Origin of the sequence: Pseudooceanicola endophyticus, assembly GCF_018760365.1 — a bacterium.
GTDB classification, from domain to species: Bacteria; Pseudomonadota; Alphaproteobacteria; order Rhodobacterales; family Rhodobacteraceae; genus Pseudooceanicola; species Pseudooceanicola endophyticus.
The window spans coordinates 504,250-524,105 of sequence record NZ_JAHIAB010000002.1 but is presented as its reverse complement, the minus strand read 5'-3'; the positions used below and the strand labels follow the sequence as shown (position 1 = coordinate 524,105).

20 protein-coding genes and 1 riboswitch are annotated in these 19,856 nt (G+C 68.2%); of the genes, 9 read left to right on the top strand and 11 right to left on the bottom strand.

Annotated features, from left to right (window positions below; all coding sequences use genetic code 11):
• Positions 1-237 precede the first annotated feature (237 nt).
• Positions 238-1,536 (bottom strand): ATP-binding protein, encoded by a 1,299-nt coding sequence (locus tag KM176_RS06090; protein ID WP_268946112.1) that lies wholly within the window; start codon positions 1,534-1,536, stop codon positions 238-240.
• A gap of 20 nt (positions 1,537-1,556) precedes the next feature.
• Positions 1,557-2,240: a response regulator gene (locus tag KM176_RS06085; protein ID WP_160890807.1), complete on the bottom strand. Its 684-nt coding sequence runs from the start codon at positions 2,238-2,240 to the stop codon at positions 1,557-1,559.
• 197 nt (positions 2,241-2,437) lie between these two features.
• On the opposite strand from KM176_RS06085, the gene KM176_RS06080 reads away from it, so the two are divergent.
• Positions 2,438-2,992, top strand: coding sequence for a L,D-transpeptidase (locus KM176_RS06080; RefSeq protein WP_160890808.1), 555 nt, complete (start codon positions 2,438-2,440; stop codon positions 2,990-2,992).
• A 6-nt stretch (positions 2,993-2,998) separates the two neighbouring features.
• Here the strand turns inward: KM176_RS06080 and KM176_RS06075 are convergent, their stop codons facing one another.
• Complete coding sequence (locus KM176_RS06075; protein ID WP_160890809.1) at positions 2,999-4,339, bottom strand: FG-GAP repeat domain-containing protein; 1,341 nt, start codon at positions 4,337-4,339, stop codon at positions 2,999-3,001.
• A 1,465-nt stretch (positions 4,340-5,804) separates the two neighbouring features.
• Positions 5,805-6,518 carry a 5,6-dimethylbenzimidazole synthase gene (gene bluB / locus KM176_RS06070; protein ID WP_160890810.1) on the bottom strand — a complete coding sequence of 238 codons (714 nt, stop codon included), beginning with the start codon at positions 6,516-6,518 and terminating at the stop codon, positions 5,805-5,807.
• Between the two features lie 49 nt (positions 6,519-6,567).
• Positions 6,568-6,748: riboswitch (cobalamin riboswitch) on the bottom strand.
• Between the two features lie 109 nt (positions 6,749-6,857).
• Between bluB and KM176_RS06065 the strand changes: the two genes are divergently transcribed.
• From KM176_RS06065 to KM176_RS06055, 3 genes are all read left to right on the top strand, one after another.
• Complete coding sequence (locus KM176_RS06065; protein WP_160890811.1) at positions 6,858-7,775, top strand: LysR family transcriptional regulator; 918 nt, start codon at positions 6,858-6,860, stop codon at positions 7,773-7,775.
• Between the two features lie 104 nt (positions 7,776-7,879).
• Entirely contained in the window at positions 7,880-8,884 is a 1,005-nt protein-coding gene (locus KM176_RS06060; RefSeq protein WP_160890812.1) for a cupin domain-containing protein, read from the top strand.
• Positions 8,881-9,792 carry an alpha/beta hydrolase gene (locus tag KM176_RS06055; protein WP_160890813.1) on the top strand — a complete coding sequence of 304 codons (912 nt, stop codon included), beginning with the start codon at positions 8,881-8,883 and terminating at the stop codon, positions 9,790-9,792. The genes KM176_RS06060 and KM176_RS06055 overlap by 4 nt, the downstream gene beginning before the upstream one ends.
• Positions 9,793-9,857: 65 nt before the next feature.
• Here the strand turns inward: KM176_RS06055 and KM176_RS06050 are convergent, their stop codons facing one another.
• Both KM176_RS06050 and KM176_RS06045 read right to left on the bottom strand, forming a co-directional pair.
• Positions 9,858-10,430: a fasciclin domain-containing protein gene (locus KM176_RS06050; RefSeq protein WP_160890814.1), complete on the bottom strand. Its 573-nt coding sequence runs from the start codon at positions 10,428-10,430 to the stop codon at positions 9,858-9,860.
• A gap of 141 nt (positions 10,431-10,571) precedes the next feature.
• Positions 10,572-10,901, bottom strand: a complete 330-nt coding sequence (locus tag KM176_RS06045; protein WP_160890815.1) for an ArsR/SmtB family transcription factor — start codon at positions 10,899-10,901, stop codon at positions 10,572-10,574.
• A 117-nt stretch (positions 10,902-11,018) separates the two neighbouring features.
• On the opposite strand from KM176_RS06045, the gene KM176_RS06040 reads away from it, so the two are divergent.
• Positions 11,019-12,215, top strand: coding sequence for an MFS transporter (locus tag KM176_RS06040; protein WP_160890816.1), 1,197 nt, complete (start codon positions 11,019-11,021; stop codon positions 12,213-12,215).
• Here KM176_RS06040 and KM176_RS06035 read toward each other — a convergent pair.
• Positions 12,206-13,153: an MYG1 family protein gene (locus tag KM176_RS06035; protein ID WP_160890817.1), complete on the bottom strand. Its 948-nt coding sequence runs from the start codon at positions 13,151-13,153 to the stop codon at positions 12,206-12,208. The genes KM176_RS06040 and KM176_RS06035 overlap by 10 nt on opposite strands.
• A gap of 163 nt (positions 13,154-13,316) precedes the next feature.
• Here KM176_RS06035 and KM176_RS06030 point away from each other — a divergent pair, with 163 nt between their 5' ends.
• Positions 13,317-14,174, top strand: a complete 858-nt coding sequence (locus tag KM176_RS06030) for an oxygenase MpaB family protein (RefSeq protein ID WP_160890818.1) — start codon at positions 13,317-13,319, stop codon at positions 14,172-14,174.
• On the opposite strand, the gene KM176_RS06025 is transcribed toward KM176_RS06030, so the two are convergent.
• The 3 genes from KM176_RS06025 to KM176_RS06015 all read right to left on the bottom strand — a co-directional run bounded on the left by KM176_RS06025 (position 14,171) and on the right by KM176_RS06015 (position 15,871).
• On the bottom strand, positions 14,171-14,761 hold the full coding sequence (locus tag KM176_RS06025) for an SCO family protein (protein ID WP_160890819.1): 591 nt from the start codon (positions 14,759-14,761) through the stop codon (positions 14,171-14,173). The genes KM176_RS06030 and KM176_RS06025 overlap by 4 nt on opposite strands.
• Positions 14,762-14,836: 75 nt before the next feature.
• A complete protein-coding gene (locus KM176_RS06020; protein WP_160890820.1) occupies positions 14,837-15,241 on the bottom strand; it encodes a hypothetical protein in 405 nt (134 codons plus the stop codon).
• Positions 15,242-15,277: 36 nt separating this feature from the next.
• A complete protein-coding gene (locus tag KM176_RS06015) occupies positions 15,278-15,871 on the bottom strand; it encodes a lytic transglycosylase domain-containing protein (RefSeq protein ID WP_160890821.1) in 594 nt (197 codons plus the stop codon).
• Positions 15,872-16,122: 251 nt separating this feature from the next.
• Between KM176_RS06015 and ssb the strand changes: the two genes are divergently transcribed.
• A complete protein-coding gene (gene ssb, locus KM176_RS06010) occupies positions 16,123-16,677 on the top strand; it encodes a single-stranded DNA-binding protein (protein WP_160890822.1) in 555 nt (184 codons plus the stop codon).
• A gap of 59 nt (positions 16,678-16,736) precedes the next feature.
• Here ssb and KM176_RS06005 read toward each other — a convergent pair whose 3' ends face one another.
• On the bottom strand, positions 16,737-16,931 hold the full coding sequence (locus KM176_RS06005; RefSeq protein WP_160890823.1) for a hypothetical protein: 195 nt from the start codon (positions 16,929-16,931) through the stop codon (positions 16,737-16,739).
• Positions 16,932-16,990: 59 nt separating this feature from the next.
• Here KM176_RS06005 and KM176_RS06000 point away from each other — a divergent pair, with 59 nt between their 5' ends.
• Together KM176_RS06000 and typA are read left to right on the top strand one after the other, a co-directional pair.
• Positions 16,991-17,815, top strand: coding sequence for a GNAT family N-acetyltransferase (locus tag KM176_RS06000; RefSeq protein WP_160890824.1), 825 nt, complete (start codon positions 16,991-16,993; stop codon positions 17,813-17,815).
• Between the two features lie 71 nt (positions 17,816-17,886).
• Positions 17,887-19,704, top strand: coding sequence for a translational GTPase TypA (gene typA / locus KM176_RS05995; RefSeq protein WP_160890825.1), 1,818 nt, complete (start codon positions 17,887-17,889; stop codon positions 19,702-19,704).
• Positions 19,705-19,856 lie beyond the last annotated feature (152 nt).

The window sequence follows — 19,856 nt, the reverse complement described above, 5'->3', positions numbered from 1 at the left end:
GGCGCGGTTGGCGCGGTTGGCGCGGTTGGCGCGGTTGGCGCGGTTGGCGCGGTTGGCGCGGTTGGCGCGGTTGGCGCGGTTGGCGCGGAAAATCACGGCCTGACGGGCAGGTCAAGTCAATCCGCTTTCAGCACACAGCCGGCAATTCCATTGCAGACCAGTGCCTTCCGGACAAACCTTACGCTGCCCCGGAACCACCCCTGCCGCCATGGCCCCGCACGGGCCCACAGCTCTGCTTCAGGCCAGCGGGCCCAGATCCAGCCGGACGATCAGCCCGCCCCCCGGCGCATCGGCGAAGCTGACCCTGCCCCCCAGCCGCTCCATGGCGCTGGCGGTGATCGACAGGCCCAGCCCGCTGCCCTGGGGCGCGCTGGTGGGACCGCGGGTGAAGCGTTCGGTCACCCGGGGGCGCAGCGCCTCGGGCAGACCGGGCCCTTGGTCGCGCACTTCGAGGCCCCGCGCCTGCCACACCGACAGCAGGACCGCGCCGCCCGGAGAGGAGGCCAGCACCGCATTCTCGGCCACATTGCGCAGCGCCGCGCCCAGCAGGAAGGGGGTCGTGTCGCAGCGCGCCTCCGGCCCCGGCGCGATCCGGAACGCGACGTCACGGCTTCGGGCCAGAGGCCCCAGATCCTCGGCCACCTGATGCAGCAGCGCCCGCAGGTCGCAGGGTTCGGGATGGGGAACGGCGCGGTCGACCTCGGCCAGTTCCAGAAGCTGGCGCACCATCCGGTCGGTGCGATCGACCGAGGTCTCGATGGCGCGGATCGCGCTGGCGCGGGTTTCGGCATCGGGCGCCAGACGCACCACCTGGGCCTGGGTGCGCAGCCCGGCCAGCGGGGTCTTCAACTCATGCGCGGCGTAGGTGGTGAAATCGCGCTCGGCCTCGCGCGCCGCCGCCACGCGGGCCAGCAGGCGGTCAAGCGCGGCCCGCACCGGGCGGATCTCTCTGGCGGCGGGGCCGGCGGCCAGCGGGCTGAGATCAGAGGGCGCGCGGTCATGCAGCTCCCGGGTCAGCCGGTCGAGGGGCGCCAGGCCGCGCGCCACGCTGATCCAGATCAGCAATGCCAGCAGCGGCAGGATCACAGCCGCGGGGACCAGCAGCCCCTCGATCACGTCGCGCACCAGCCGGTCGCGCACCGCCAGGCTGTCGCCGACCATCACCCGCAGGCCCAGTGCCTCGTTGGTCAGGGCGTAGACGCGCCAGCCCTCGCCATCGACCACCGAACGCGAGAACCCCTCCTGCGCGGTGGCCGCCAGACTGTCACGGGGCGCGCCGCCGGAACGGCCGACCAGCGTGCCGCTGAGCGACCAGATCTGGCACGAAAGCTGGCGGGTCACCGTGTCGCCGGGCAGCGCATGGAGCGTCGCGGGCAAGGATCCCGGCCCCGCCACCGCGATCCGGTGGTCCGACAGAAGCGAGGACACCATGCGCGCAGCCTCTTCCAGTCGGGCGTCCAGCACGGCCTCCACCTTGGCGCGGGTCGAATAATCGATCCAGACCACCGCCGACAGCCAGACCGCGCCGGTGGCCAGGCACAGGATCAGGATCAGTCTCAGCCGGATCGAGATGGCGCACCCTCCCCCTGGGCCACGCGGTAGCCCAGGCCCCGCACGGTTTCGATGAAGCCGCGGCCCAGCTTGGCGCGCAGATTGTGGACATGGACCTCCACGGCATTGCTCTCTATTTCATCCTGCCAGCCGTAGAGGCGATCCTCCAGCGTGCCGCGCGACAGGATATGGCCGGGATGTTCGAGCAGCGCCTGCAGCACGGCGAATTCCCGGCGCGAGAAACTGACCGCGCGCCCGTCCTGCTGCCCCGACAGCGTCGCCGGATCGACCGAAAGCCCGTTCCAGGACAGCCCCGCCGTACCCCGCCCGCCGCGCCGCCGCAGCATGGCGCGCAGCCGGGCCGCCAGCTCCTCCAGGTCGAAGGGCTTGCCCAGGTAGTCGTCGGCGCCCAGATCCAGACCTTCGACCCGGTCGCGCACCCGGTCGCGGGCGGTCAGCAGCAGCACCGGCAGGGTGCTCTGGGCCGCACGCATCTCTCTCAGCAGATCAAGGCCCAGCCCATCGGGCAGCATCACGTCAAGGATCATCGCCTCGAACTCGGCCGTGGCCAGGGCGGCGCGGGCATCGGCCAGATCGCCGACGTGATCGGGGGTGAACCCGCACAGCCGCAGCCCGACGAGCAGCCCGTCCGCCAGCACCGCGTCGTCCTCGACGATCAGGATTCGCATTCTGTCTCCTTCAGGGGCACGCGCCCGGACCCGCGTGCGGTGCCCGGCCCAGCTTAAGCCAGTCTTAAGGCCTCTGTCTGCCGTGCCCGGCACCTTCCCGCAAGGGCGCTGCGGGGCCTTAAGGCTGGCTTAAGGCCCGGGTGCAGAACAAGGCCCCGGGGGTCCGCCCCCGCCCTTTCACGACCCAGGAGGTTATCATGACCCTTACCCCCGGCCGCCGCCATGTGCTGCTTGGCGGCCTTGCCGCCGCCACCACGCTGGCCAGCCCGGCGCTGGCCAGCGCCGAGATCGCCCGCCACAATATCTCGAGCTTCGCGCGCCAGGACTGGCAGGACCATTTCGACCATCTCGGCAAGGGCGCCATCGTGGCCGACACCACCTCCCGCGCGCTGCATTTCTGGAACCATGACGGGTCGGTCTACAAGATCTACCCGACCTCGGTGCCGCTGACGGACGAGCTGACCAAGCGCGGCTATACCGAGATCGTGCGCAAGCGCGTCGGCCCCTCCTGGACACCGACCCGGTCCCAGCTGGAACGCCACCCCGACTGGAAGCCGATCCCGCCCGGCCCCGCCAATCCGCTGGGCACCCGGGCGATGTATCTCAGCTGGCCCGCCTATGCGATCCACGGCACCCAGGACACCCGCAAGATCGGCCGGCGATCCTCGGACGGCTGCATCGGCCTTTACAACAGCAAGATCGAAGAGCTGTTCGAGCTGGCGCCCATCGGCACCCAGGTCCGGCTGATCTGATCCGCCTCAGGCATATTGCTCGATCACGATGGTGCTGTCGCCGGAGGTGAAACTCAGCGCGTAGATCTCCGAGAGGGCGTAATCGAAAGTGACCAGGCTGTCCTCGGAGCCCCCCAGCACGCCGCCATCGGTCAGATCGGTGAACCGGCCCGTGCCGTCGTTCTCCAGCAGCGTCAGTCCGAAGGCATTGGTGCCGGCGAGGTCCAGATCGCCGTCGCCATCGAAATCGTCCAGCAGGATGAACATGATCCAGTCGCCTGAGGTGTCGAACCCGTCAAAGGCGCTGGCCGTGGCATCCTCGAAACTGCCATCGGCGGTCTGCAGCAGAAGCTGCAGGCCGCGCCCGTCGTAATCCTCGGGCGTCTGGCTCATCACGATATCGGCCAGCCCGTCCCCGTTGACGTCGCCGACCTGGATATCGACGGTCACGCTGCTGCGCCCGAAGACCCCGTCCGGCAAGGTCTGCGAGACGATGAAATCCTCGGTCAGGGGATCGAAATCGAGGATCAGCGAGCTGGAGTTCTTGTCCATCCCCAGGATCAGGCTGTCGGTGCCGTCGCCATCCAGATCGGCAAACAGCGAGGTGGTGTAAAGCCGGGTCCCGGAGGCGCTGCCGGCGGTATAGTCGAAGACATCGGCATTCAGCGCCAGCTTCGCAAATCCGCTGCCGCCCTGGTTGATCAGCAGGTAGGGCAGCACCTGTTCCTCGCCCCAGATATTGCCGATGAAGATGTCGTCATAACCATCGCCATTGATGTCCGAGACGGTGACCGAATGGCTGAAATCGGCGCTGTCGGGCAACCAGTCGGACGCGTCCTCAAAGCCGCTGCCGGTCCCGAGGTAAAGGGCGTTGGTCTCTCCCGGGAAGGGATCGGCATCGTAGCCATGGCCGATCAGGATGAAATCGGTCACCCCGTCGCCGTTGAAATCGCCGGTGTCCAGTTCCCGCGGATGGGTGGTGCCGGTGGTCAGATCGTCGATGACCGTGTAGCCATCGGTCCCGGACAGCAGGATCTGCGGCGCGAAGCTGGCCGGGTCATCGGGGGGATAGCTGCCGGCCGCGATGACGAAATCGGTGATGCCGTCACCGTTCAGATCGGCGGCATAGGGGGAAAAGAAGGTCGGCATCACGCCGTCCTCGTTGGCAAAGCTGAGCCCGCTGACGCGTCCCAGCACGACCAGCCCCCCGGCCCCGGCAATGGTGCCGCTCTCGTTCGGCGTTCCACCGCCCCCCGCACAGGCGGCAAGGGTCGCCAGCAGCAGCGGCGACATCACGAAGGGGGCATTCGGCGGCAGGGCCATCGGGGCACGCAGGCGCAGCCTGAGCGTTTCGGCAGGTGTCTTCATCGCAGCTCTCCAGACGATGCCCCCAGCGCTGCGCAGCCCCGCGCCAAGATCAACCCAAAAGGGAAGTCGCGGCCCCTGTATGCCAATCAAAGACGAAATTTCAGCTACCCGGCCCTGCCGCAGCCCGAAGACCGCACCGCCCCGAGGGCCGCCGTTGCGTCCGGTCGGCACGCCAACGGGCCTCATCCGGCAGACCCTGTCGGGCGCATCCGACCTGTTGCGCCCGGACAAACCGGCCCGCCCCCTGGTTCGGCCCTTTGCCGCGTCCCGCCTGCCTCCGGCCAGGCCGGGCCAGGTCGACCATGCGGCGGGGCATGGCCCGGAACGACCGTTTCGAGGCTCCGGACAGCGCCCCGGCAGGGCTTACACAGGCTTGATGTTCCGGGCGCAGGTTTTTCGGCCTGCTGTTTTTGCGTCCCGCCGGTCTGGCGGCCTGGCAGTTCTACGGTTTGGCGGTCTACCCGTCCACTGGTCCGCTGGTCTGCCGATCCAATGGACTAAGGGCCCAATGGCCTTCCCATCCAATGGTTTACAGATCCAATGGCCCGCCCATTCAATTTACTTCCGGTCCAATCGCCTGCCGCATCAATGATCTGCCGATTCAATGGTCTGCCGGTCCAATGGTTTGCCCGTCCGCTGGCTTTCCGGTCTGGTGGCTTTCCTAGCTGCAGGTTTGCTGGCCCGCAGGATGGTCTTCGCCGCCTTCACGGCGTTGGCTTGTCCCGAGCCCAGCGCTTCGCCCGATCTGCCGGCAAGCCACATGGCCCTTGCCAAGTCTTCCAAAGCCTCAGGTGCCGAGGGTTACCTTTGCAAATTTCGCCAACTCCGTTTGCAAAGGTCTTCTCGCCTCGATGCGCTTTGCAAAGGATGCTTCTGGGTGTTGCAAAGTCCATACACGCGCTCTGAGCCTCGCTATCCGGGCCGTCCCAAGACCCGTCGTTCCGGCAGATTCCCATGGCGGCATAACGCGGCCCGAAACGCCTCTCGGTCTGTGAAAACCGCGATAATCCGGAGGCAGCAGGCAGAGGGCGATCTCCCTACGGGATTGGCCACCGGACTCGCTCAAAGGTGTCGTGCACGCTCAAGCGGGCCAGCCCGGCGATGGGCGGAAAAGCTCAAAACCTGGCGTCCGATGACTGCGATCCCCCAGAGAGATCGCCCGGCCTTGGGCCTTGGGCCTTGGGCCTTGGGCCTTGGGCCTTGGGCCTTGGGCCTTGGGCCTTGGGCCTTGGGCCTTGGGCCTTGGGCCTTGGGCCTTGGGCCTTGGGCCTTGGGCCTTGGGCCTTGGGCCTTGAAAGAAGGCACCAGACCGGGCTCCAAGGCAACAGAAAACAGGCAGGGTCCCGCCGGCTTCGGCGCCAGCATGGGCGCGCGCCCCATACCGTAACCTGCAGACCCGAAATCAAAATTCCGACTGGCCACTTAGAGGGCGGGACCGCCCTTCACACCCTTCCGGGGCCGCGGATCAGCGTTGGGGCTCTGCGGGTTCCCGGGCTGCCCCGACCGGATCGGGCCAGCGGTCCTCGAGGATCAGATCCTCCAGAGGCAGCCGGTCGCGCCAGCCGCGCGCCTCCAGCTCGGGCGTGGCGTAAAGCTCCTTCACCGTCCCCAGGCACAGATAGGCCACCGGTACAACGTGATCGGGCAGGTGCAGGATCTCGCGCAGATCGTCGTCGTGGAAGATGCTGACCCAACCGACGCCGATCCCCTCGGCGCGCGCCGCCAGCCACAGGTTCTGCACCGCGCAGACCGTGGAATACAGATCCGTGTCGTGGCAATGGGTCCGCCCCAGCACCACCTTGCCGCCGCGCGAGCGGTCGCAGGTGATGCACAGGTTCACCGGCGCCTCGGAAATCCCCTGCAATTTCAGCTGCGAATAAAGATCGCGCCGACCGCCTTCGAACATTTCGCGGGCTTCGTCATTGGCGCGCTCAAAGGCGGTGCGGATGCGGGCGCGCACGGCGGGATCGCGCACCAGCAGGAAGTTCCAGGGCTGCATGAACCCGACCGAGGGCGCCGCATGGGCCGCCCGCAGCAGCCGCATCAGCACCTCGTCCGGGATCGGATCGGGCTGGAACTGGCTGCGCACGTCGCGCCGCTCGTTGATGGCGCGGTAGACCGCGTCGCGCTCGGCTTCGGAAAACGGACCGGCGGGCCGAAGCCCGGGTGCTTGCATCATGACGTAACCCCCGTCTGACAGATCATCGGGCCCCCTGCCGTCCATGCAGGGCGCCCTCTCTTGCCTGGCCGGTCTTCTGACTCGGTTTCGCTCCGGGGCGGCGCCTTCCCGGCCGGGGCCAGTGACATCCTGCCGCCCGGTCCACCTTACAGCGTTGGGCACGTCGCGGGGTTGCACCGCGTTCCCGATTATCCCCCCGCTCAGGGGGCACCAGACCCTTCCGGGATACTTGAGCACGGGCCCCGCGACAAGCCACCGCCTCCGCCGCAGCGCGGCACCGGGCCTTGCGACCACGCCCCCCGGCCTCTAGACCGAAGGTCCCCCGTGCAGGAGGATGCCATGCGTTTTCACGGTCTCGACCTCAACCTGCTGGTGGCGCTGGATGCGCTTCTGGACACTGCCTCGGTCAGCCGGGCGGCGGAACGGCTGAACCTCAGTCAGGCGGCGACCTCCAACGCGCTGGCGCGGCTGCGCGAGGCACTGGGCGACGACCTGCTGCGCCGCGACGGCCGCGCCCTGGTGCTGACCGACCGCGCCCGCCGCCTGAAGGAGGACCTGCCCCAGGTCCTCGCACAGATCCACGACCGCCTGCTGAGCCCCCCCGGCGACGGCCCGGCGCGCGGCCCCGCCCATGTCACCATCATGGCCCCCGATGCCCTGGCGACCGAGTTCCTGTCCGCCGCCGCCGCCCACCTGGCCCGGATCGCCCCGCAGACCCGGCTGACCATCCGCCCCGCGATCGACAAGCCGCAGACCCACCTGGAGCGCGGGCTGGTCGATCTGCTGGTGATCCCGCGCCAGTTCGCCGCCCCCGGCCATCCCAGCCGCGCCCTGCACGAGGAGCCCTTCGTCATCGTCACCGCCCGGGGCAGCCGCTGGGACAAGGGCGTCAGTGCCAAGGATTACCTGGCCGCCGATCACGTCACCGTGCTGATCGGGCCGGAGCGCAAGATGCCCATCGACCACGCGATCATCGAGCAGGCGCACGGGCCGCTCAACAGTGCCGTCACCGTCTCAAGCCAGTCGCAGATGCCCTGGTACCTGATCGGCACCGACCGCATCGGCACCCTGCCCGCCCGGCTGGCGCGCCGCTTTGCCGATCACCTGCCCCTGAGGCTGCATCCGCTGCCCTTCGCCGTGGCCGCCAACACCATCGTTGTGCAGTGGAACCGGCGCCGCGATCATGATCACGGGCTGCAATGGATCGTCGAACAGCTGGCGCAAACCCCTGAGCCGAATCACCTTTCACTTTCATGAATGCATGAAAATCCAATCAATCAATTTTTCAAATGACCGCGCCTCGCCTAGACAGGGGCCAACGCCCCGACGGGGCGGATTTCCCTGATTGCAAGAGGACATTCATGGAGTTCAACGTTCTTCCCGGCGCCCGCGCGCCCTATGGCATCCGCAATGGCGCAGGCCCGCGCCGCGCCGTCGCGGGCATGGTCGCCTCGACCTATGTCTCGGGCGCGGAATCCGAAGGTGCCTACACGCTGCACATGCTGACCGGCGCCAAGGGCAGCGGCCTGCCGCTGCTCAGCCATTCCGAGGCCCATGTGACGCTCTATGTGCTGGATGGCGCGCTGGAGCTGGTGCTGGACGGCCAGCGCTACCGGATGGGGCGCGGCGACAGCGCGCTGGTGCCCGCCGGCACCGCCTACGGCTTTGTCATGACGCGTGCCCGCACGGTGCTGATGGCCTATGCCACCGCAACCGCGCTCGACAGCCTGCTGGCCGGCGCCCCCTATGACGGCTTCATCCCCGCCGAGGATGACGCCACCGGCCCCGCCGACCTGCTGAAGGGCGACTTCCCCGGCACCACCGTTCTGGGCGCCCTGCCCGAGGGCACGGATTTCGCCGAAGCCCTGACCACCCTGCCCGAGACCTCTGTGCCCTACGTGCTGGAAGCGGGCATGGGCGAACGCCTGCTGGTCGCCGATCAGCTGTTCACCTTCGTGGCCGGCAACAGGCAGACCGGCGACCAGTATCTTTCGGTGATGACCCAGGGCCCCCAGGGCGACATGATCCCGCCGCACAAGCACCTGCTGCACGACGAGCTGTTCTTCTGCCTCGACGGGGCGATGCGCCTGAAGGCCGGAGACGAGCTGATCGAACTGGCACCGGGCGATTTCTGCTTCGTGCCGCGCGGCACGCCCCATGCCTACCAGTTCCTGCGCCCCTTCACGAACATGATCGGCTGGCTGCAACCGGGCATCTTCGAACCCTTCTTCCACACCCTGGGCGATCCGACCGAGCTGACGCGCTATCCGCAGACCCCGGCGCCCTTCCGCTTCGACCGGGTCATCGCCAAGCTGGACGAACTGGACATCGTGCCGCTGGGCCGTCCGCCGGAGGCCGGTGCATGATGCGCCACGACGATCTGGTCTATTCCCGCGCGGGCGGACAGGATCGGCTGGCCGATCTCTACCTGCCCGAAGGGGCCGGGCCGCATCCGGTGATCCTGTTCCTGCACGGGGGCGGCTGGCGCTTCGGTGACCGGCGGCTGGCCCCCGATCTGGGGCGTTTCTTTGCCGACAAGGGCTTTGCCATGGTCTCGATCGACTACCGGCTGAGCGATGAGGCCAAGTTCCCCGCCGCCGTCATCGACGTGAAGACGGCGATCCGCTGGATCCGCTCGGTCGCCGGGACCTACGCGCTGAATCCGCGGGCCATCGGCCTCTGGGGCTCTTCTGCGGGGGCGCATCTGGGGGCGCTGGCGGCGCTGTCGGGCGCGGCCTTCCGCTCCGACGAATGGGCCGGGTTCCCCGATGACGTGCAGGCGGTGGCCGATGGCTACGGGCCGACGGATTTCCTGCAGATCGACGGGCATCAGAACCCCGACGCCCTGCCCGGCAATGATCCCGAATCCGCGCGGCTGCCGCCGCCCGGCCCCTCGGCCGATTCCGGGTCCATGGAAAGCCGCTTCATCGGCGCCCCGATCAACGAGGCGCCCGAGGTCGTGGCCCGGGCCAACCCCGCCGCCTACGCGACGGCCGGGGCCTGCCCCTTCCTGATCCTGCACGGCGATTGCGACGCCCATGTGCCCCAGCATCAAAGCCGCCTGCTGTTCCGGGCCCTGGCCGAGAAGGGCGCGGAGGCCGAATTCCTTGGCATTCACGGGCTGGGCCACGGGTTCCTGAACCGCAACGATCTGGATGATGGCGGCCCGCACCGGATGGAGCGGCGGCTGTCCTCGGACCCCGATGCGGCAAACGAGGTGGAGGCGGAGATCTTCGAAACCATCCGCGCCTTCTTCGCCCGCACCCTGGGCTGAAGACGCATATCTGAAAACGCAAAGGGGCGCCCCGCGGGCGCCCCTTTTTCACATCGAAAGGTGGCTCAGCCGGCCTGACCGGCAGGCAGCAGCACGCGGTCGATCACGTGGACGACGCCGTTCGACTGGTCGACATCGGCGGTGGTCACGGTGGCGACGCGGCCGTTCTCGTCCTTCAGCTTCAGTTCGCCGCCTTCCATGTAGACCTCAAGCTTGCAGCCGCCGACCGTCGGGATCACATGCATGCCCCCGTCATCCGAGATCATCTTGGCGACATCGGTCGAAAACGCCTCGGCGGCGACGACATGGCAGGTCAGGATCTGCTGAAGCTGGGCCTTGTGCTCGGGCATCAGCAGGGTGTTCAGGGTGTCCTTGTCGATCATCGCGAAGGCCGCATCGGTGGGCGCGAAGACGGTGAACGGACCGTCGCCCGACAGCGTGTCGACAAGGTCGGCGGCCTTCACCGCCGCCACGAGGGTCGAGAGATTCGGCGCGGCGCTGGCGTTCTCGACGATGGTCTTGTCAGCATACATCGGGGCGCCGCCGACCATGGGGTTCTCCGACATCTCCTGCGCGGCATGGGCCATGGTGAGGGACGCGGCAACAAGGCCGGATGCGAGGGCGAGTTTCTTGAACATGACTTCCTCCAGGTTGTTCCGCAGGAGGCTGTCTCGCCGCCTGCAACACATTGGTTACGGAGGCGCCCGGCGTTTGGTTTCATATGACGCAAGAAAAATGCAACTTTTCTCGTCTGGCCCTGCCGCACACCGGCCCCGGGATCAGGAGGCGTCCAGCACCGCGTCCAGCAATCCCGGAAAACGCCGGTCCAGTTCCTCGCGACGCAGGGACAGCAGCCGCCCGCGCCCTTTCGGCAGGTTCAGGATCACGCCCGCTTCGCGCAGTACCTTGAAAAGGTGTGATTTCGTGGATTTCGCGACGGTCGGGTCCGCCAGGTTGCACTGCGCCATCTCGACGGGTCCGTCGCGCAGCTGACGCACGATTTCCAGCCGCCCGGGATCGGACAGGGCAAACAGGACCTGCGTCAGGTCCAGGTCCTGTTCCTGCGGGTGTGCAAGATCGTGGCTGGACCCGTTCGGCGGCGCTGTCATGGTGTTCCGTGTCATGGTTCGATAATACTTGAACCTTCGACGAAAGGGAATTAGGAATCCGTTCGAATTTTTTCGAACCCATAACGCATGACCTCCTCCGAAAGGACACCCCTCCGGATGCCCCTGACCCTGACCCATTCCCCGGCGCGCCACCGGGCCGGCTTTGCCATCGTCCTGGCGGGAAGCGCCCTGATGATGGCCTCGGCCAGCGCGCCCTCGCCGTTCTACCCGATGCTGCAAAGCCAGATGGGCTTTTCCGCCTTCGTGATGTCGGGGATCTTCGCGATCTACGCCATCGTGCTGCTGATCAAGCTGCTGGTGCTCGGCTCCATCTCCGACCATGTGGGCCGCCGCCCGGTGCTGTCGCTGGGCTTTGCCCTGCTGGCGCTTTCCTCCATCGGCTTCGACCTGTCGGGCACGGTCGGCCAGCTGTTCCTGGCGCGGGCGGTTCAGGGCGTGGCCTGCGGGCTGCTGCTCTCGACCCTCTCGGCCACCATCACCGATCTGGAACCGCCGGAGTTTCCCGGGCTGGCGGCGATCTGCAATTCTGTCATCCCGCTGGTGGGGCTGGCGATCGGCGCGCTGGCCTCGGGCTTTGCCATGGACCTGCTGGAGGCCCCCAAGGCCGACATCTTCCACGCCATCGCGGTCCTCAGCCTGATCCTGCTGGTCGCCACCTGGGCCCTGCCCGAGACATCGCCCCGTCATGAGGGCCTCTGGCAGGCGCTGAAACCACAGGTCGGCCTGCCCGGCCCGGTGAAGGCACCGTTCTGGAAAGGCGCGCCGGCGCTCTTCGCGGGCTGGGCCACCGGCGGGCTCTACCTGTCGCTCGGGGCCTCCATCGTGTCCCATGTCTTCCAGATCCACAGCGTCGTGGTGCAGGGGCTGGTGGTGACGCTGCTGTCGGGCATGGGGGCGCTGGCCTGCTTCCTGGCGCGCAAGCACAGCGCCCGCAACGTGGTGCTGTTCGGCACGACGGCGCTGGCGCTTGGCACGCTGGTGACGCTGCTGGGCGTGCACCTTCAGATCCTGTGGCTGTATCTGGTCGCGCTGGCCGTCGTCGGCACCGGCTTCGGCACCTGCTTCTACGGCTTCATCCGCTCCATCGTGCCGCTGACGCCGGCAGAAGTGCGCGGAGAGATGTTCGCGGCCCTCTTCTGCGTCAGCTACCTGGCCTTCGGCGTGCCGGTGGTGATCGCGGGCCTGCTGGTCCCCATGCTGGGGCTTGAGAAGACCGTGATCTGCTACGGTCTTCTCATCGCGGCAATGGCGGCGCTGGCCGGGGTGCTGCGCCGCTTCTCGGCTCAGGCCTGAGACGCCTCGGCGGAGGTCTTTTCGGCCTCCGCCACGGCGATCTGCGCCATGGTCATGATGGTCTCGCGGCTTTTCGCGGCGGCGATGAAACGCCCGTTGTGGCAGAAGATCGCGCCCGTGGTGCCGCAGACCGCATCCAGATCGGCGCCGGTCAGGCCGGCCCAGGCCTCGGGCAGATCGGCGCGCAGGGTGAACCCTTCGTCCGCCAGGCGAATGCCGCCCAGGGTCCATTCGTCATCCTGGCGCGGCGTGACCACGAACCACAGGTGATCGGCGCCCGCCTTGATCACCGCGGGGCGGAACGGCATCCCCATCGGCAGTTCCAGGATGCGGCCCTCGCCCGCGGCTTCGATGGCGCCCTGCACCAGCGCCTCGGCGCGCAGCTTGGCAGCCGAACGCGCCACGCGGGCCTCGACGAACTGGCGGGCGATGGCGACGGCGGCGTGGAAGGCGCGGGTCTCGGCCTCGGGGTCCTGCTCGTCGAAGACCGGCTTCAGCGTCTCGATCAGGCCCGGCAGGGTCAGCGACGACAGCGGACCGGCCTCAGAGACGCTGACGGCACCGTTGTCGACCAGATCGACGGGCAGCACGAAGCCCCGGTCGAAGGAGCCATGGACGCTTTCCAGATGCTCTTCGGGCACGCCCGAGGCGCGCAGGTAGTCCAGGCCGAAATGCTTCCACACCAGCCCGAAGGAGCTGTAGGGCTTTTCATCCTCGCGCAGCGGCGCGCCGCGCTGGTGGTGATCGAAGATCCCCGCCTCGGCGTCATAGGCGCCGCCCACGTCGTAGATCACCCGGTCCGCCCCGGGGGTGATCCATTCGGGGGCACGGCTGCGCACCAGCTCGGCCTCGGGGAAGAGGCGGGTCAGGATGACCGAGGACAGCACTTCATCGGCATGGAAGCCGCCGGAATGGGTGACGAGGTAACGGGGGGACATGGGCTGGCTCTCTCGGGCTGGATCAGTTCGGGGCCTGATACGCGGCCCGCGCCCCCGGTTGCAAGCCGTCAGGCCCGGCACTTCGGTATACAGCATCCAACAAGAGGTTGATTGCCCCGTGCTGCCCCGCCATTCTGGAGGTGAAGCACAGCCAGGAGGCCGCATGTCGCGCTGGTCGGCCGAGATCGAGACCCTCGACCCGGAAACGGATTACGAACGCATCTACCAGCTGCTCAGCACCTGCGAATGTGCCTGGGACACCGAGAAGGCGCTGGAATTCGCGCTGTTCCGGACCTATGCGATCCCGTCGATCTCGGGGCTGCTGGTGCGCACCGGGGAATTCCGCCGCAACACCCGCAAGCGCTACGACGATACCGAACTGCTGCTGTCGGAGATTTCCGAGAACGGACAGGACAGCGACCGCGGACAGGCCGCCCTGGGCCGGATCAACGCCATGCACGGACGCTACCGGATCGACAATGCCGACATGCTTTACGTGCTTTCGACCTTCATCACCGAACCGGTGCGCTGGATGGCGCGTTTCGGGCGCCGCCCGCTCAGCCCGGCGGAAATCACCGCCTGCCTGCGTTACTACCAGGCGCTTGGCCGGCGCATGGGGATCACCGACATCCCCGGGACCTATGCCGAAATCGAGGCTTTCGCCGCCGCGCATGAGGCCGCCCATCAGCGCTATGCCGATACCAATGCCGAGGTGGCGCGGCAGACCCGCGACCTGCTGCTGTCCTTCTACCTGCCGAAGGGGCTGGTGCCACTGGGCCGTCCGCTGATCCATGCGCTGTGCGATCCGGGGCTGCGCCGGGCGATGGACATGCCCGATCCCCCCCGCGCGCTGGAGGCGCTGGTGCTGGGCGCCCTGCGGCTGCGGGCCCGGGTGCTGCGGCGACTGCCTCCGCGCCGCAGGCCGCGCCGGATCACCGCGCGGCGCCGGGCCAGCTATCCGCGCGGCTACCGGATCGAAGAGCTGGGCACCTTCCGCCCGCCCCCCGCCGGGCGCCGCTAGCCCGCAGCCTCAAGCCGGCGCAGCGTCGCCACCGCGCGCTCGGTCGGCTCCTGATAGCCGATGGTGCCGAAGAACGCCCCGGCGCCGTCGAACAGCAGCACGTTGGCGGAATGGTCCATCGTGTAGTCGCCATCCTCCAGCGGGACCTTCGCGGCATAGACGCGGAAGGCGCGGATCGCCTTGTCGATCTCCGCCCGGCTGCCCGAAACCCCGGTGACACCCGGCGCCCAGGACACGTAGTCGCGCAGGGTGTCAGGGGTATCCCGCTCCGGATCGACGGTGACGAAGAAGACCCGCAGCGGCTCTCCTTCCAGCTCCTGCTGCCAAAGCGCGATGTCGCCGAGCGTCGTCGGGCAGACCTCGGGGCAATGGGTGAAGCCGAAGAACACCGCCGAGGGGGCGCCCTTCAGCGTGGCTTCGGTGAAGGGCGTGCCCTCGGTGGTCTGCAGCCGGTAGTCGCCGCGCCCGATGACCGCGCCAAGGCGGCGGGCATCGGGTGGCGAGACGGCAACGATCCCGGCCCAGAGGCCAAGCGCGGTGGCGGCGCATCCGGCCAGCCCCAGCAGGGCAATGCGGCGCCGGTTCATCCTGCGTCTGCGCAGGTGGAGAACGGGAAAAGCATGGAAACCTCGTGTCGGAAGGGGCCGGCGCGGGGCCGGACATCAGGCAAGGCGGGCCGCTTGCGGCCGGGACATGAGGGACGGAGGCGCCCGGGGCATCCCCGGCCCCGCCCCCGGGTCCGGCAGGATCCGGGCCGCAGGCCGCGCCGGCCCCGCAGGCAGAAGCCCCAGAGCGCGCGAATCGGCGGGGGCACGCAGGCCCGGCCCGGCGGGCAGAAGATGGCAGAAGGCACAGGGCGCATGGGGCTTGTCCGGCGTACTGCCGCACAAGCTCGCCCCCTCCAGCAGCGCGGCAAGCCGCAGCGGCGCCTCGCGCTGCGGCGCCATGCGTGCCGCCGACAGGACGGAGGCAGCCGTGATCAGGATCACGGCCAGCAGAAGCGTCAGGCGGGGCAGGCTTCGGGCGCACATGCCACGGTTGTAGCGCCCCAGCCGATCCCAGACCACGAAAACCCGGAGGGCCCCGGCGATCTGTCGCGGGGCTCAGCTGCCCCAGATCGCCGCCACATAGGCCTGAGTTTCCGCATAGGGCGGGATTCCGCCGTAGCGGCGCACCACCTCGGGGCCGGCATTGTAGGCCGCCAGCGCCAGCGGCCAGGAGCCGAAATCGCGGTACTGCGCCGCCAGATAGCGCGCCCCCGCATCAAGGTTCTGGTAAGGATCGCGGGCATCGGCGCCCATGTGGCGCGCGGTGCCCGGCATCAGCTGCGCCAGCCCCACCGCGCCCTTGGCCGAGACCGCCTGCGCATTCCAGCCGCTTTCCTGCTGCACCAGCCGCAGGAACAGCCCCACCGGAATCGCGTGCCGGGACGCCGCCGAACGTGCCATGTCGAGGTAGGGACCGGCATAATTGCCGCTGTAGCCCTGCCCGTCCCACTGGCTGGGGGCCGAGAAACTGCGCGGTGTCAGCGCGACCGAAGCGGCATATTGTTCGCTGAGCCGGCCATCGAGGACCTTGGTCTTGGCGCGGAACTGCGCCAGGCGCCCCGCCTCCGATCCCGTACCTGCCAAAGCCTGCTGGCCACAGAAGATGGCCAGGCCAAACACGGCTGCCGCCGCGACCCGCTTACCCGTCATGTCCCTTGCGTCCTTGTTGTTGCGCGGTGCTTTGAAAGCACAGTTGGCGGAAAATTGCACGCCTCCCCTTGCGCCTGTCGGCAACGCCCCGCGCATGATGAAATCTTCCCGTCAGGAGGGGGAACCTGCGGAACCCGGCCCGGAGATTCGGAAAGCTTTGACCTTTCTGTTCCGCTTTGGTGTAACGCTCGGAACCGACGCGCCCGGAATCGACCGGGCGCCCTGACCGTGACAGACATGGGGAGATGCTAATGGCCGGATCCGTCAACAAAGTGATCCTGATCGGCAACCTCGGGCGCGACCCTGAGGTGCGCTCGTTCCAGAATGGCGGCAAGGTCTGCAACCTGCGCATTGCCACCTCCGAAACCTGGAAGGACCGCAACAGCGGCGAGCGCAAGGAACGGACCGAGTGGCACACGATCGCCGTCTATTCCGAACCCCTCGTGCGGGTCTGCGAACAGTACCTGCGCAAGGGCTCCAAGGTCTATATCGAAGGCCAGCTGGAAACCCGCAAGTGGCAGGACCAGAACGGCGCCGACCGCTATTCGACCGAGATCGCCCTGCGGCCCTACCGCTCCGAGCTGACGATGCTCGACGGGCGTTCCGGCGGCGGTGAAGGCGGCGGCTATGGCGGTGGCGACAGCGGCTACGGCGGCGGCAGCGGCGGTGGCTCCAGCTACGGTGGTGGCGGCGGCGGTCGCTCCTCGGGCGGCTACGATGACCGCGGCGGCTACGGCGGCGGCAGCCAGGGTGGCAGCGGCGGCGCGGCCCCGTCGCGCGATTTCGACGACGAAATCCCGTTCTGACCTCGCCCTGATCCGGAACATGACCGCCCCCGCAGCCCCGCTGCGGGGGCGGTGCCGTTTCAGCGCGGCGGCAGAAGCGGCTGCAATTGCGGCGGCAGATCGGGATCCGGGGCCCGGGCGGGCGGTGCCAGCAGCCAGCTGACCGTGCTCAGCGCCAGGAAGGTCGGCAGACCGGCAGCCAGGGCCAGCAGCAGCGCCGCCTGCCAGGTCGGGCGCGGTGCGGGGATCTCGGGCAGCGGGGGCGAACGGCTCATGTCGGGTCCTCCTGCGGGCATTAACCTCGAAGTAGGTTTCCTGTCCCTTAACATCAGCCATGAAGGACATTGCCCCGCCCGATCTGCCCCGTCTGCGCCAGCACCCGCATTACGCCCGGGCGCTGCGCCGGATGGGCCTTGCCCCCGAAGCGTTGCCGGGGGGCGGGCTGCTGCTGCGCCGCCGGCTGGGGCCGCTGCCCCTGGCCTGGCTGCCCGAACCGCCGCAGCTGCCGGACCTGCGCCCCCTGGGCGGACTGCTGCTGATCAATGCCGCCGATGCCCAGGCCGATGCAGAGCTGCGCGCGCGCGGCGCCCTGCCACTGCTAAGCCCGCAGCACCACGCCCTGCTGACGCTGCAACCGGAGGCCGCGCAGCGCGGCGCGCTCTGGCCGAAATGGCGCAACCGGCTGGCCGGGGCCGAGCGCGCCGGGCTGACGATCCGCCATGCCCCCCTGCCCGCCGATCCCCGCCACTGGCTGCTGGCCGCCGAAGCCGCGCAGCGCCGCGCGCGCCGCTACCGCGGCCTGCCCGACGCACTGGTGCTGGCCTGGCCCGAAACCCGGCTTTTCACCGCCCATGCCGGCCCCTCGGGGCCGCCCATCGCCGCCGCGCTGTTCCTGCTGCATGCCCCCACCGCCAGCTACCACATCGGCTGGAGCGCCCCCGAGGCGCGCGCCTGTGCCGCCCAGAACCTGCTTCTGTGGCGGGCGATGCGCTGGCTGGAGCGCCAGGGGATCGCGCAAATCGACCTCGGGACGGTGGAAACCACCTGTACAGCGGGCCTAGCACGCTTCAAGCTGGGCACCGGCGCGCGGATCTTTCGGGCAGGTCACGCCTGGCTCTGGCAATCCGGGGCCGCAGGCCTCTTGCAGAAGCGACGATAAGACGCTTTCTTCTGGCCTTTTCGCCCAGCCCAGTATACTCGCCGGCGCGATACCAAGAGGAACGCCTTTCAATGGATCTGCGAAATATCGCCATCATCGCCCACGTCGACCACGGCAAGACCACGCTTGTCGACGAGCTGCTGAAGCAGTCCGGGGCCTTCCGCGCGAACCAGGCCGTCGCCGAGCGCGCGATGGACTCGAACGACCTGGAACGGGAACGCGGCATCACCATTCTGGCCAAGGCCACGTCTGTCGAATGGAAACACCACCGCATCAACATCGTCGACACCCCCGGACACGCCGACTTCGGCGCCGAGGTGGAGCGCATCCTGTCGATGGTCGACGGTGTGGTCCTGCTGGTCGACGCCGCCGAAGGCCCGATGCCCCAGACCAAATTCGTGACCTCGAAGGCGCTGGCCCTGGGCCTGCGTCCGATCGTGGTCCTCAACAAGGTCGACAAGCCCGACGCCGAGCCCGACCGGGCGCTGGACGAATGCTTTGACCTGTTCGCCAACCTCGGTGCAGACGAAGACCAGCTGGACTTCCCGCATCTCTACGCCTCCGGCCGTTCCGGCTGGGCGGATGCGGAACTGGACGGGCCGCGCAAGAACCTGGACGCCCTGTTCCAGCTGATCGTCAACCACGTGCCCAAGCCCAAGCAGCTGGCCAAGCAGGATGACGATTTCCGCATGCTGGCCGTGACCCTGGGCTCGGACCCGTTCGTCGGCCGGATGCTGACGGGCCGCGTGGAATCGGGCAAGCTGAAGGTCGGTCAGACCGTTCAGGCGATCTCGCGCATTGGCCAGAAGGTCGAGCAGTTCCGCTGCACCAAGATCCAGGCCTTCCGCGGCCTGATGCAGCAGGACATCGAGGAAGCCGTGGCCGGCGACATCGTCTCGCTTGCCGGGATGACCAAGGCCACCGTGGCCGACACGATCTGCGCCCTGGCCGTGGAAGAGCCGCTGGAAGCCCAGCCGATCGATCCGCCGACCATCACCGTGACCTTCGGCATCAACGACAGCCCGCTGGCCGGTCGTGACGGCAAGAAGGTGCAGTCGCGCGTGATCCGTGATCGCCTGATGAAGGAAGCGGAAACCAACGTCGCGATCAAGATCAAGGACACCCCCGGCGGCGAGGCCTTCGAAGTGTCGGGCCGCGGCGAACTCCAGATGGGCGTTCTGATCGAGAACATGCGCCGCGAAGGCTTCGAGCTGTCGATCTCGCGTCCGCAGGTGATCCTGAAGGAAGACGAGAACGGCCAGAAGCTGGAGCCGATCGAGGAAGTCACCATCGACGTGGATGACGAGTACTCGGGTGCCGTGATCGAGAAGATCACCGGCGCGCGCAAGGGCGAGATGACCGAGATGAAGCCGGCAGGCGTCGGCAAGACCCGCATCATGGCACTGGTGCCCTCGCGCGGTCTGATCGGCTATCACGGCGAATTCCTGACCGACACCCGCGGCACCGGCGTGCTGAACCGCGTGTTCCACAGCTGGGCGCCGTTCAAGGGCGCGATCCCGGGCCGTCGTGCGGGCGTTCTGATCTCCATGGAACAGGGCCAGACCGTGGCCTATGCGCTGTGGAACCTCGAAGAGCGCGGCCGGATGTTCCTGGGCGCCCAGGCGGATGTCTACCAGGGCATGATCATCGGCGAGCATTCGCGGGAGAACGACCTGGAAGTGAACCCGCTGAAGGGCAAGAAGCTGACCAACGTGCGGGCTTCGGGCACCGATGACGCCGTGCGTCTGACCACCCCGATCACCCTGTCGCTGGAAGAGGCCATCGCCTATATCAACGACGACGAGCTGGTCGAAGTGACGCCGAACGCGATCCGTCTGCGCAAGCGCTACCTGGACCCCCATGAGCGCAAGCGCATGTCGCGCGGCTGATCCGAAGCCATCGGCCCCGGGATTTGGCACCGCTGCGCGGTGCCAAGCCTCCGGCGGAGGTATTTGGAACAAGAAAATGATCAGGGTCGCTCTTCGGGGCGGCCCTTTTCCTTTGCCGGGATCGGGATTGGGGGGGCGGACATGAAAACGCC